10 protein-coding genes are annotated in these 13,246 nt (G+C 71.6%); 2 read left to right on the top strand and 8 right to left on the bottom strand.

What is annotated here, in order from left to right:
* Positions 1-2: 2 nt before the first annotated feature.
* The 3 genes from TBR22_RS09040 to TBR22_RS09030 are packed head-to-tail and all read right to left on the bottom strand — an operon-like array spanning position 3 to position 2,087.
* Positions 3-488 carry a DinB family protein gene (locus TBR22_RS09040; protein WP_239492648.1) on the bottom strand — a complete coding sequence of 162 codons (486 nt, stop codon included), beginning with the start codon at positions 486-488 and terminating at the stop codon, positions 3-5.
* Between the two features lie 40 nt (positions 489-528).
* On the bottom strand, positions 529-1,227 hold the full coding sequence (locus TBR22_RS09035) for an SUMF1/EgtB/PvdO family nonheme iron enzyme (RefSeq protein WP_239492647.1): 699 nt from the start codon (positions 1,225-1,227) through the stop codon (positions 529-531).
* The gene (locus TBR22_RS09030; RefSeq protein ID WP_239492646.1) at positions 1,227-2,087 is read right to left on the bottom strand and encodes a VOC family protein; all 861 of its coding nucleotides are present in this window, start codon (positions 2,085-2,087) and stop codon (positions 1,227-1,229) included. The genes TBR22_RS09035 and TBR22_RS09030 overlap by 1 nt, the downstream gene beginning before the upstream one ends.
* 197 nt (positions 2,088-2,284) lie before the next feature.
* Between TBR22_RS09030 and TBR22_RS09025 the strand changes: the two genes are divergently transcribed.
* Positions 2,285-5,302 (top strand): serine/threonine-protein kinase, encoded by a 3,018-nt coding sequence (locus tag TBR22_RS09025; RefSeq protein WP_239492645.1) that lies wholly within the window; start codon positions 2,285-2,287, stop codon positions 5,300-5,302.
* A gap of 185 nt (positions 5,303-5,487) precedes the next feature.
* Entirely contained in the window at positions 5,488-7,443 is a 1,956-nt protein-coding gene (locus TBR22_RS09020; protein WP_239492644.1) for a S41 family peptidase, read from the top strand.
* Positions 7,444-7,496: 53 nt separating this feature from the next.
* Here the strand turns inward: TBR22_RS09020 and TBR22_RS09015 are convergent, their stop codons facing one another.
* From TBR22_RS09015 to TBR22_RS08995, 5 genes are all read right to left on the bottom strand, one after another.
* Positions 7,497-8,852 carry a sulfatase gene (locus TBR22_RS09015; RefSeq protein WP_239492643.1) on the bottom strand — a complete coding sequence of 452 codons (1,356 nt, stop codon included), beginning with the start codon at positions 8,850-8,852 and terminating at the stop codon, positions 7,497-7,499.
* A 236-nt stretch (positions 8,853-9,088) separates the two neighbouring features.
* Complete coding sequence (locus TBR22_RS09010; RefSeq protein ID WP_239492642.1) at positions 9,089-9,814, bottom strand: SDR family oxidoreductase; 726 nt, start codon at positions 9,812-9,814, stop codon at positions 9,089-9,091.
* Positions 9,811-10,383, bottom strand: a complete 573-nt coding sequence (locus TBR22_RS09005) for an antibiotic biosynthesis monooxygenase (RefSeq protein ID WP_239492641.1) — start codon at positions 10,381-10,383, stop codon at positions 9,811-9,813. The genes TBR22_RS09010 and TBR22_RS09005 overlap by 4 nt, the downstream gene beginning before the upstream one ends.
* Position 10,384: 1 nt before the next feature.
* Positions 10,385-11,986, bottom strand: coding sequence for an MFS transporter (locus tag TBR22_RS09000; protein WP_239492640.1), 1,602 nt, complete (start codon positions 11,984-11,986; stop codon positions 10,385-10,387).
* 3 nt (positions 11,987-11,989) lie between these two features.
* Positions 11,990-13,240 carry an alginate export family protein gene (locus tag TBR22_RS08995; RefSeq protein ID WP_239492639.1) on the bottom strand — a complete coding sequence of 417 codons (1,251 nt, stop codon included), beginning with the start codon at positions 13,238-13,240 and terminating at the stop codon, positions 11,990-11,992.
* Positions 13,241-13,246: the final 6 nt, after the last annotated feature.

The raw sequence follows: 13,246 nt of genomic DNA, 5'->3' as shown, positions 1-13,246 counted from the left end.
TGTCAGGTCGGCCACGCGCCAAGCGCGCGCCGCACGGCCACCAGCTGGCCGACGTGGTACGCGGCATGGTCGGCCGCCAGCAGGAAGGCGCGGAGGTACGTGTGGTCCGGGGCGCCGGTGGGCACCGGGCGGCCGAGATCCTCGACGGTCGTGGCCAGGGCCTGCAACGCCCTGCGGTCAGCCCGACAGCGCTCGAGCGTGTCGGCCCACGCCGCATCGGACGGCGGCGCCGCGGCCGCCGGCCAGTAGTCCTCGGGCCAGCGCCGCGTGTGCACGTAGGTCGGGCTGGTGCAGTACTCGAGGATGTCGGCTTGCGCGATACGGATGTGCTCCAGCAACTCCCATGGCGAGTGCGGGAAGCCGGCAACGCGGGCACCGCGTCGATCGGCAGGCAGCCCGGCGACGGCCTGCTCGAGCGAGACGTGCGCGTCCTCCCACTCGAGCAGGCGGACCAGGTGGGCGCGGACGGCATCGGGCGATGTGGTCATGGTGCCTCCGACTGTACTGCCTTCTCCCGCAAGAGGGCGCTCACGGCTGGGCCAGCGCCACCCTGAAGCCGTAGTCGGTGTAGCGGTAGGACGGATCGAGCCGGCTACGCGCGGCGCAGCGGCTGATGGTGACCGCGTGCCGCCACGACCCGCCACGCGACGCGCGGCGGACGCCGGCGTCCGGCCCGAGTGGCTGGCGTGACGGGGAGGCGCGATAGTAATCGGACGCGTACCAGTCCGCGCACCACTCGTGCACGTTGGCCGCGATGCCGTACAGCCCGAACGGGTTCGGCTCCCCCAGCGTCACCGGCCATGGACCGTCGAGTGGACCACGACCTCCCTGCGGCATCCACCCAGGAATGGCCTCGCCCCATGGATACCGCTGCCCGTCGATGCCGCCTCGCGCGGCACGTTCCCACTCCGCCTCGGTCGGCAGCCGCACCGGCGTGCCTGCCGCGGCACGCCAACGGCAGTACGCCTGGCAGTCGAGCCAACTCACGCCGACGACGGGACGATCGGGGATCGTGGAGAACAGCGACCACTCGCGAGGGCGCTCGTGGCCGGTCGCGTCGAGGAACTGCGCGTAGGCCCGGCACGTCACCGGATACACCGCGAGGGCGAAGGCGGCCACCCACACACGGTGTACCGGCGCCTCCTCGGCCGGGCCATCGTCGCTGCCCATCTCGAACCAGCCTTCGGGGATGCGCGCGAAGACCTCGTCGAGGCCAGGGGCGGTCATCAGCGGATCGCGTCGAGTCCCTCGGTCAGCTCGATCAGCGTGCCCCAGGGATCGGTGATGAACGCGATGTCGATGCCGAGCTCGGGCACCTTGCGGACGTTCTCGGCCACGATGCCGAGTCCCTGCAGCCTGCGCAGGAACGCCGGCAGGTCGTGCACCTCGAACCCGACGTGGTCCACCACCCGGCCCTTCGTGGCGACCACCGGTCGCGGCGACGCGGTGAAGTTCAATCCCACACCCGGCAGCGTCGCCCGCAGGAACCGGTTGCCGGCCGCCGGGGCAGCGGCGCTCGCGCCCAGGACCTTCACATACCAGGCCTGCATCGCCTCGCGATCCGGCCCGAAGAAGTGGACGTGATTCAGCGCGACGGGCGCAACCTGCCCGCTGACCTGGACGAGTTCCACCTTGAGATCGTCGGGGCCGAGCACGAAGGCGATCGGGGCGCCGCCCGCCGGGTTGGTCGCCATGTCGTCGGTCACGGTCCACTCGGCGGGCACCGCCTCGCGGGTGATCATCCGGTGACCGGCGGCCTTGAGCCGCGCGATCACCGGGCGCAGGTCTGGAACCGACAAGCCGAGGTGATCGGCCGTGGTCCCGACCGAGCCACCGGTCGGCACCTGCTCACGCAGGAAGACGAGCACGTTGGGGAACGTGACCACCTGCCGGCCGGCGATGGTGACGGGCACGCCGCCGAGGCCGTCGACCAGGAACGCCGTGTGCGCCGCCACGCTCGTCGCATTGACGTGGTGATGCCCGTAGACGACGGCCGCGTCACTGGCGGCAGTCAACTGCGCCGACGCCGGAGAGGCCTGCAGCAGGACGAGGGCGCAGAGGCACAGGACGGACACGGCCGCACGCATGGGGACGCAGTGTACTGCAGCGCGCAGGACGCGTCAGTCGGGCAAGCGGACGCGATGACGGTCGTCCTGGGTGGACAGCCGCGTGACCAGCAACATCCCAGGCGCGCCCGACGGCGGCGCGAACCTCTGGTCGACGATGGGCGCGCCGGGAGCGCCAGGCAATCTTCCGCTTTGCCGCTGCAAAGGCAGGGCTTAAGATGCGGCTCTTGGTACGGTCGGAGATCAGCCACTATCGCATCGTCCGGAAGTTGGGGTCGGGCGGGATGGGTGAGGTCTTTCTTGCGGAAGACACCACGCTCGGCCGCAAGGTCGCCATCAAGATGCTGCCCGACACCAACGTCGGCAGCGAGGTGGCACGTCGACGGCTGATCAACGAGGCCAGGGCCGCCGCGGCGCTCGATCACCCCAACATCTGCGCCATCCACGAGATCGGCGAAGAGGACGGCTGCGTCTTCGTCGTCATGCAGTACGTCGAAGGCGAGACGCTGGCCGAGCGCATCGCCCGCCAGCCACTCTCGCCCGCCGACGTGCTGGACATCGGCATCCAGGCGACCCAGGCCCTGGAAGCGGCGCACGCCGCCGGCGTGATTCACCGCGACATCAAGCCCCAGAACATCATCGTCACGCCACGCGGCCAGCTGAAGATCCTGGACTTCGGGTTGGCGAAACTGGCGCCGGCCGACCTGGCCGACACGCAGACCAGCGAGCGCCTCACGCTGGCCGGCACCGTGCTCGGCACGCCGGCCTTCATGTCGCCGGAGCAGTTGCGCGGCCTGGACATCGACGCGCGCGCCGACATCTACGCGCTCGGCGCCACGCTCTACGAGTGCGCCACCGGCCGGGCGGCCTTCGGCGGCGGCACGCTGGTGGACGTGGCGATGCGGGTGATGAGCGTCACGCCGCCGCCACCCTCCGAGGTCAACACGGCGATGCCGCCGGCGCTGGACGCGATCATCGCGAAGGCGATGGCCAGGGATGCGTCGGCGCGCTACCAGTCGGCGCGGCTGCTCCACGACGATCTGCGCGGACTCGAGCACTCGCTCGCCGGGGCGACGCTGCCGCCGACCGTGACCGGCCCGGCGCCCGTGCCCGTGGGCGGCAGGTCCGTCCGATTCTGGACGCTGGTGGCGACGTCGACCGTCGCCCTGCTCGGCGCGGCGTGGTTCGGATCCGGGCTGCTGCGGTCGACCCGTCACCAGCCTCCTCCCGAGGCCGTCGTGTGGTACGACCGCGGCACCACGGCGATGCGCGAGGGCGCGTACTTCCAGGCGAGCAAGGCACTCGAGCGCGCCCTGGCCCTCGACGGGGCCTTCGCCATGGCGCGGGTGCGGCGGGCCGAGGCGTACACGGAGATGGGCCTCACCGACCGGGCCCGCGACGACCTGCTGCAGGCCATGGCGCTGGTGCCCGATCGCTCGGCGCTCTCGGTCACCGAGTCGACGTACGTGGACGCGGTCGCGGCCACGCTGAGCCGGGACCTCAGGACGGCGGTCGACAAGTACGCGCTGATCGCCGACACGGCCGCCGACGCGGACAAGTCGGCCGCCTACGTCGACCTCGGCCGCGCCCATGAGCGCAACGAGGATCTCGATCGCGCGATCGACGCGTACGCCACGGCGAGCCGGCTCGATCCGCAGGCTGGCACCGCGTTCCTGCGATCGGGCATCCTCTACGGCCGTCGCCAGCAGGTGAAGGAAGCCGAGACGGCCTTCTCGAAGGCGGAGGACATCTACCGGGCGATGTCGAGTCAGGAAGGCCTGGCCGAGGTGTACTACCAGAAGGGCACGCTGCTGGCCCGGCTCCGGCGCGTGCCCGAGGCCAGGGCCGCCCTCGAGCAGTCGCTGGCGATCTCGCGCGCGTCGTCCAGTGAGTACCAGGCCATCCGGACGTCGCTGCAACTGAGCAACGTGTACTACGCGGCCGGTGACAGCACCCGAGCCAAGACGATCGCCGCCGACGCCGTCCAGGCGGCGCAGCGCCTCAACAGCCGCTCGCTGGCCACCAACGGCCTGATCGACCTCGGATACACGCTGCTGGCGCGTGGCGAGTTCGTCGAGACGCGCGGCTACCTGCAGCAGGCGCTGGATCTGGCCCGTGAGGACAAGGCGCCGCGCCTCGAAGCGCGCGCCCGCCTCGCGCTCGGCAGCCTGAGCACGCAGGACGGTGCCCTCGACGAGGCGATCGCCCACCTCACGGCGGCGCTGAAGTTCTTCCAGCCGGCGGGCTACCGCACCGAGACGTCCAACGCCCTGATCCTGCTGGGGCGGGCCTACGTGGACAAGGGTGACTACGCGGTCGCGATGAAGGCCTTCAGCGAGCAGTTGGCGCTGGCCAGGCAGTCAGGCGACCCGGCACGACTGGCGGCCGCGCATTCCAGCATCGGGGTGCTGCTCGGCGACAACCAGGAGCAGTACGCCGAGGCCCTGCCCCACTTCGCCGAGAGCTACCGCATCAACAGGTCGACCGGCGCGCGCATCGCCATGGGGTGGGACCAGATCAATCGTGCTTCTTCGCTGTCGGCGCTGGGCCGGTATGACGAGGCGCGCGCCTCGCTCGACGAAGCGCACGACATCGCCGCCGAGCCCGAGGCCGGATTCAAGTCGCAGCTGGCCTGGGTAGAGGTGATCCGCGCGCAGATGGCCCTGAGCTTGGGCGACCGCGGCGTCGCCAGGACGCGTGCCGCGGCGGCGCTCGCCCTGTCGGAACCCGACTACAAGGAAGCCGCGCTCCAGGCCAGGCAGACGCTCGCGACCGTCGAGGTGATGTCGGGCGCCCGGGAGAAGGCGATCGCGCTCGTCGGGGAGGCCGTCGCCACCGCCCGGACCCTGAAGGTGCCGCGCCTCGTGTCGACGGCGCTGCTCGCGTCGGCCGAGGTGCGCATGGCCGCCGGTGATGCCGCGGGCGCGCTCGCCGACGCGCAGGCCGCGCAGCCTGTCTTCGCGGCGGGCGGACAGCAGGAATCGGCATGGCGTGCGTGGCTGGTGATGGCACGCGCGAGGCAATCGGCAGGCAACAGCTCGCAGGCCCAGGATGACGCGGCCCACGCGGAGGCCAGTCGCGCCGCGCTGCAGGCACGTTGGGGCGACGATGCGTACCGCGGGTACGAACGGCGTCCCGACATCCAGGCCCGCTTGACGGCACTCGCGCAGCTGCGTGGGTCGCCACGGTCGGTCAACCCACGAAAGGAGACAACGCATGGCAAGCAAGCAAGGTGATCCGGGCGGCGGTCAGGGTGGCGGCGGCACGAAGAAGGTCGCGAAGACGACCGCCAAGAAGGCGGTGAAGAAGACGGCCGCGAAGAAGAAGTAGCGGTTCACGATGGTCGGCCGCAGGGGACTCCCCGGCGGCCGACCCGTCCCGCCCCGGCGCGGTGACGCGCGCCCGGCGCCGACGGAGGAACATGGCTGAAGTCGAGATCGGCAAGCGGCGGGCCCTGATGGACATCGCCCGCGCACGCAACGGGCGACGCACCGAGCAGGACCTCGACACCTTCCTCGAGCGAGCCGAGAAGCGGGCCGGCCTCTCCAGGGAGGAGCGCCTGCGCATCGTCGAGCAGGCGCTGCTGGTGATGGAGATGAACTACGTCCACCTGCCGATGAAGCGGGCCATCCACGCCATCGACCCCATCCAGCAGCTCAAGCTCCTCAGGTTCCAACTCGCCGAGTGGAACGCTTCGCTCGAGCCCACGATCGACTTCCATCGGCGGATGCTGTCGATCTTCGGGTCGACGCGCGACCTGCACACGCTCTACCTGCTGCCGCAGCCGTTCCGTGACTGCACCGCGTTCCTGCCCTTCCTCATCGAGCAATGCTTCGACCGCAGCGGTGAGCACTTCATCGTGACGCGCACGGCGCTGCGCGACGAGGACGCGCGGTGCCAGTCGGAGGACGGTCGCGAGGCACGGTTCGAGCGCGGCGTGGAGGTGCTGGCGTGGAACGGCGTGCCGATCGCGCGAGCCATCGAGATCAACGGCGAGTCGCAGGCCGGGAGCAACCCCGATGCACGGTTCGCGCGCGGCCTCGACAACCTGACGATCCGTCCGCTCAACAGCACCCTGCCTCCCGACGAGATGTGGGTGGACATCGTCTTCCGCGCCAACAACGGTGTCGTCGCGACCCATCGGTCGTCCTGGCTGGTGCACACGACCCGCGACACCGGCGACGACGCGGCCTGGTCGAGCAGCAAGCGGACCGCACTCGACGTCAAGCGGACGCGCATCCTCGAGGTCAAGAAGGACCTCTACCCGCGCGCCGACGCCGAGACGCTCGGCTCGATCGAGGACGTCCTGTACGCGGTGAAGAAGACGGTGCGCGGCCAGGCCCTGGGCTACATCCGCATCTTCAGCTTCGACGTCGAGGACGCGCGGCGCTTCCGCACGGCGTTCGCCCGGCTGATCACCAGGGACGGCTTTCCGCAGGATGGCCTGGTCATCGACGTACGCGGCAACCCGGGCGGCAACATCCGCGCGGCCGAATCGCTGCTGCAGTTGCTCACGCCCAACACCATCGAACCGGAGTCGTTCGAGTTTCTCAACACGCCGCTGAACTTCCAGATCTGCAAGTTCGCGCCTGACGACTGGAACCTCGAGCGATGGCTGCCCTCGATCGGCGACTCGGTGATGACCGGCGCGACCTACTCGGCGGGCTTCCCGCTCACGCTCGAGCCGCTGTGCAACGGCGTCGGCCAGGTGTACTACGGCCCGGTCGTGCTGATCACCGACGCCCTGTCCTACAGCGCCACGGACATTTTCGCCGCCGGCTTCCAGGACAACGAGGTGGGCCCCGTGCTCGGGACCAGCGGCAACACCGGCGCCGGCGGCGCCAACTTCTGGTCGCTCGACGACCTGCTGCGAGCGCAGGAACAGGCTCCGACCTCGCCGTTCAGGAAGCTGCCCAGGGGCGCCGAGCTCATCGTCGCGATGCGGCGAAGCGTGCGGGTCGGCCTGCGCGCCGGCTCGCCGCTCGAGGAGTTCGGCGTCCTGCCCGACGTGCTGCACTACATGACCAGGCGCGACATCCTGAGCGACAACGTCGACCTGCTGTCGCGGGCAGCACGGCTGATTCGGCAACGGCCGTCGTACCGACTGTCGGTGACGCCCGTCGGCGGCAACGGCGCCCGCCGCGTCCTGGTCACCGCGGCGTCCACGGTGCCAACCTCGAGGGACAGCCGCAGGATCGCCCGGGTGGACCTGTACGTGGACGGTCGACCGGTCCCCTCGATCGACGCCGTGGACGGCGCCGTTGCGCCCACCGAGGTGGAGATTGCCGGCCCTGGCCGGTCACGCCACGCCTTCGAGGCACAGGCCTGGGACGGCGCGGGGAAGCTCGTCGCCGTCTGCCGCGCGAGCATCCGATAGACGCCGCGGCGCCCGCTCGAGCGACCGGCGTGCCCTTGCTCGGGCGACGTTCATCAGGGTTCGCCAGGGACGCGGCCCGCATCCCCGCTCGCCGTCATCCAGGCATCCAGCTCGGCACGCAGGGTTCGCAGCCGACTGGCGTGGCGCGGGTCGCCCGCCAGGTTGCGCCGTTCCTCCGGATCGGCGCGCAGGTCGTAGAGTTCCTCGGCCGGGCGCTGGTGGTACCGCGCGACCACTGCGGCGGCGGCCGGGTCGGTCGCCGCCTTCTTGCGCCAGCTCGCGAAGTAGCCCGCGCCGTCCACCGGCTTGCCGCGATCGATGTGCGTCGTGAAGGTGCGCTCCGGCTGCAGGTTGCGGATGTACTTCCAGTCGGCGGTCCGGACGCTCCGGATCGGGTACACGTTCATCGGCGGGTCGCTGGTGTGTGTCGTGAAGATGCGCCCCCGATGCGTCGTCGTCCGGCCGAGCAGCACGCCGGCAAACGATCGACCGTCGAGGCCCGGCGGCGCCTGGCCGCCGGCGACCTCGATCAGCGTCGGCAACAGGTCCACCCAACTCACCATCGCGTCCGTGCGCCCCCCGGCGGCAATCCTGCCCGGCCACACGGCAATCATCGGCGTGCGGATGCCGGCGTCGTACAGCGTCCACTTGGCGAACGGCCACTGCGCGCCGTTGTCGGCCGAGAACAGGAAGAACGTGTTCGGTCCGAGCACCTCTCGCGCGGCGTCGTAGGCCTGGCCCAGTTCGCTGTCCATGCGGCCGACCGCGGCGTAGTACTGCGCGCGCATCTCGCGCGTCTCCGGCGTATCGACGTGCGTCGCCGGCACGCGTGGCGACGGCCGGGCGTCGGCCCCGGCCTCGGGCCACGGGACGTGCGGCCAGTTGGTGCCGAAGAGGATGCACAACGGCTTGCCCGGCTTGCGCTGGCGCAGCCACGCTATCCCGTTGGCGATCGCCACGTCGTCATGGAAGGTGTCGTGCGCGAAATGGTCGAAGCCGTAGTCGGCCGTGTACTTGTAGTGGGCGACCTTGCCGAAGGCGACCACCTCGTAGCCGAGGGCCTGCAGGTACGCCGGCAGGGTGCGGATGTCCGGCCGCGGCTTCGAGTGGTTGGCCTCGGCGCCATTGCGGGCCGGCATCAGGCCGGTGAGGAAGGCGGCGCGACTGGGCGCACAACTGGGTGAGGCGACGAACGCCCGGTCGAAGGTCAGGCCGGCGCGTGACAGGCGGTCCATCGACGGCGTCCTGATGTCCGTCGACCCGTAGACGCTCGAGTCGAGGACGCTGTGGTCGTCGGCGATGAAGACGACGATGTCGGGAGGACGCGACTGCGCCGTCGCCGCCCCGGCGAGGGGCAGGCTCAGCATCCACGCCGCCGCGACCGCGGTCCACAGATCTCTCACGCTCATCTGTCTCTCAACCGGCAGGCCTGCATCGATCGCCGCTGATTGTGACGCGAGGACGCGCCGGGCGCCACGGGAGACATCCGGCGGTGCGCCAGCGCGTCGGGCGAGGGCGGGCGCGCCGTGCCCCTCGTCATCGCTCGCCGCGTTACCGCCCGACCCGTCCTGAGTCAGCGTGATGCTGTCGTAGCCGCGGGACTTGTCCCGCGGTCAGTGATCTACCCGGGAGATCTACCTGTCGATCAGAGCGGGGTCCACGCATCGGCGCCCTGCAGATCGGCCTTCGTCATCAGTCGATGCAGGCCGGGCTTCCGGCGGCCGTCGGCCAGCGCCGCGCAGAACGCGCCGACCTCGTCGGCCGTGATCCACTCGGGCCGCCCGCGGCTGCGCGATCGCGAGTACACGGGGCCCAGCACCAACTGGCTCACCCCGACACCCGTGCGCTCGAGCTCCGTCATCAGCATGCGCGACAGCATCTGCTGCGCGGCGGCGCCGACCGACACGGGACCGGCGCCAGGGTATGGCTCCTCGGCCGAGAACCCGTTGATCAGCACATACGTCCCGCGGCGCCGCTGCACCAGGGCCGGCAGCAGGGCGCGGGCCGCGAGGAAGTGCGTGTGCAGGATGTCGTGCAGCACGCGCTGCCACGTCGCCCAGTCGGTCTCGATCACCGGCGGACCCTGGTACCAGCCGCCGAGCGCCGCCACGACGACCTCCACGGGCGCGTACGACTCGGCCTGCGCCGCGATGGCGGCGGCCCCGTCGGGCGTCCCGATGTCGGCGGCCACACCGACCAGCCGATCGACGACGGCCGTAGCCATCCTCTGCCTCAGCGCCGCAAGCCGCGCCTCGCTGCGCGATGGCACGACGACGGTCGCCCCCTCGTCGAGGAAGGTCCGCACGATGCCCTCGCCGACGTTGCCGGCGCCCCCGGCAACCACCACGACACGCTCCTGCCCCTCCGTCATGCCTCGATCCTTCCTGATGTGCCGGTTCTTCCATACAGCCATGGCGCCAGCACACGAGTGAGCCATGGCATCGCGACCCACGTGAGCAGCGCCACGGGGATGGCGGTGTTCAGCGCGACGTTGACGACGAACGGCATCGGCACCGGCATGAGCAGGCGGGCGAGCACCAGGGCCATCGGATACAACGCGACCCAGGTCGTCACCGCCATCTTCCAGGCAGGCGGCGGCGTGGTCGGGACCCGGCCGTCGGGCAGCGTGAACCAGGTCTCGAGGCCGGTGCGCACCTGCGGTGCATCCGCGGCGCGACTGAACGTGTCCGCCTCCGCAAGCAGCGACCGCTCCGCGGCCGAGGCGCGCCACGCCTGCAGCGACGCCTCCGAGTCGAAGCGCACGAGCACGAAGTACTCTCCCGACGCGGCGCCGATGACCGAGGTGCCCTCGTGGCCCGGGGCGCGCGACGCCGCCGCTACGTAGCGCGAGGCCCACGCCTCGAAGCGGGCGCGGTCGGACGGCCCGACGACGCGCTCGTGCACCAGCTTGCTCGGCACCACGACGTTGGTGATGGTCATCTCACTCCCCTCCCAGCCAATGCGAGACGCGCGGCGGCGCGCCGCGGTGGAACGCGCGCACGGCGCCCTCGAGCTCGCGATCGGCGTGGGTGACGCGATCGTGCTGGCGCAGGTGCTCGGCCCACGAGTCGACGAAGAAGACCTCGACGTGGCGCGCCGGATCGGCCGCGTCCACCATCACGTGCCACGTCGTCGCCCCGTCGCGCAGCCGGACCGCGCGCAGGCGCTGCATGGCGCGCCGGAACGCCGGCACGTCGTCGGGCGCGACTTGGTATTCCACGGTCACCAGCACCGGCCCGCGGTCGTCGTGGACCGGCACGGCCGTTTGCGGCTCGGGCCAGTGCCGCGCCGGATCGAGGTCGGCGGCCGCGGTGGCCAGCGGCCAGCGCCACATCGTCAGCGCGCTCGCTGCCGACACCACCGCAGCCAGCAGCAACGCGCCACGCACGCCGAGCCGCTCGGCGGCAACGCCCCAGCCAGCGCTGGCGAACGCCGACCCGCCCTGGAACACGAGCAGGTACACGGCCAGCGCCCGGGCCTTGACCCACGCTGGCGCCGACGCCTGCACCGCGACGTTGAACGTCGACATGAGCCCGAGCCACGCGACGCCTCCCACCCCCATCAGTGCGAGCAGCGCGGCCGGCTGGGCGATCAGGCCGAGGCCGGCCGTCACGGCGCCGAACACCACGGCGCCGAGGGCGGCGAGGCGGTTGGCGCCGATCCGTGCCCGCAGCCGCGGCAACCACACGGCGCCGGCCAGGGCGCCCGCACCGATGGCGCCGAGCAGCACGCCGTATCCGAGCGCGTCGAAGCCGAGTTCGCGCTGGGCGCGCACCGGTAACAACGCCCACAGGGCGCTGCCGCCGGCGATGAACGTCGCCGTGCGGACGTTGACCGCGCGCATCGCCGGAGCGTGACGAACGTAGTGCAGCCCGGAGCGCATCGCCGTGACGAGGTGTTCCGGCATGCGCCGCGCGCGCGGCGGGCCGCCGTCCCACCGCCACACGACGACGAGCGTGGCCAGGAACGAAGCGGCGTTCACGAGGAACGCCAGGCCCGGAGAGTACGCGGCGACGAGCACGCCCCCGAGGGCCGGTCCCAGGGCGCGAGCGATGTTCAGCGAGACACTCGACAGCGCAACCGCCGCCGGCAGGTCGGCGCGCGGCACCACGTCGGGCACGACCGACTGGAACGCCGGGGTCGACGCCGCGGCACCGACCCCGATGGCGAACGTGAGCGCCAGCAGGCCCCAGGGTGTCACCAGGTTCGACAGCGTCAGCACGCCAAGCAGTGTCGCGGCAGCCAGCGACCACGCTTGCGCCCAGAGCATCAGTCGGCGGCGATCGACGATGTCGGCGAGCGCACCGGCCGGCAGGGCCAGGAAGAACACCGGCAGGCTGGTGGCGGTCTGGACGAGGGCGACGAGCGCCGGCGTCGAGATCTCGCTCATCAACCACGCGGCGCCGACGTTCTGCACCCACGTGCCGACGTTGCTCACGACGCTCGCGATCCACAGGCCGCGGAAGACCGGATGCCGCAGCGGCGCCCACGCCGAGGCCTGCGCGGGGAGGGCCGAGGGTGGAGCGGGACTGGAGGACACCATGGGTCAGAACCGGTAGGTGACCCAACTGGCGAAGTAGCCGATGTGGCGGGCGTGACCCGTGTCGCGCAGGAACGGGCCCGGGACGAAGGTCGCGACGTTGAACGTCGCCGTGGTGCGCGGCGCGAGATCGACGGTGACCTCGAGTCCCGGCTGGTGCCCGACGAAGCGCGTGTCGCTGGTCGCGCCGGCGCGCAGCAGGGCGCCCGGTATGTCGTAGAGCCCGTCGCGCAGGCTGTGCCGCCAGAGTACGAGCCAGTCCAGCGTGGCCTCGATCCGCGGGCCGATGCGGGCGGTGACCTGCGGGTGCACGTCCCGGTGGTTCGACGGCCCGGTCGGCGCGATGAGCCCGAAGTAGGCGCCCTTCGGGTACATCGCGTTGAACGTCTGCAGGTCCGGATCGCGAGGGTCCGCGTCGCCGCTGGTCACGTCGGCCCGCAGCCCGGCCCGCACGAGGCCGTCGGCCCCGAAGGTGTATCCGGTGTCGGAGGCGACGGTCCACGCACGGATGCGGCCGGCGCCGAAGCTCCCGCCCTGCCACACGCCCTCGAAGTTGTAGTCGAGCGCGCCGGGGCCGGGTCGCCGCCACCACCGCGTGCCGACGCTGTGGCGTCGCTCGCGACCGCGCCCCTGCTCGTAGCCGGCGATGCGTCGCCGCGCACCGAGGTAGTACGCGTCCACACCCGACCGCCCGCGGTTCCGGTGCCGGACCGCGTACACGCCCCACAGGCCGCGCGCGTCGTTGGTGCCGTCGTCGAACACGCCGGGATCGGTCTCGACAGGGCGCGTCCAGAAGGCGTCCACCTGCCAGCCCGCCGAGGCCCAGGCGAGGCGGACGCCGTCGAACGACTGGCGCACGTTGGGGCCCTCCCGGACCGCCACGAGGCGCGACGATCCGTACGCCAGTTCCTGTCGGCCGACGATCACTGCCCAGCCGCGGCCGAGACGCACGTCGGCGAATGCCTGGTGCAGATCGAGCTGGTCCTCGTCGGGGACGCGCGCCGGCCCTTCGCGGCCGCCGATCAGTCCACTCTTCAGCTCGACCTTGACGCGAAGGCGATCGCTGACGTGAGCGTCGGCGCGCACCATCAGCCTCAGCAGGCCGTAGCGGTCGTCGCGCACGCCGGTGTCGCCCCACTCCTCGTTGCGGAAGGCCTCGAAGAAGGGCCGCACCTCCCCGCCGACGTCGAGGCGCGGCGGGGTCGGTGCTGGCGCCTGCGCCGGCGCGTGCGAAGCGCCGACGAGGAGCAGCGCCATCGCCAA

It is taken from the genome of Luteitalea sp. TBR-22 (assembly GCF_016865485.1).
GTDB lineage: Bacteria > Acidobacteriota > Vicinamibacteria > Vicinamibacterales > Vicinamibacteraceae > Luteitalea.
Note: the sequence above shows the minus strand (reverse complement) of the source record. Positions and strands in the feature narration are given on the sequence as shown.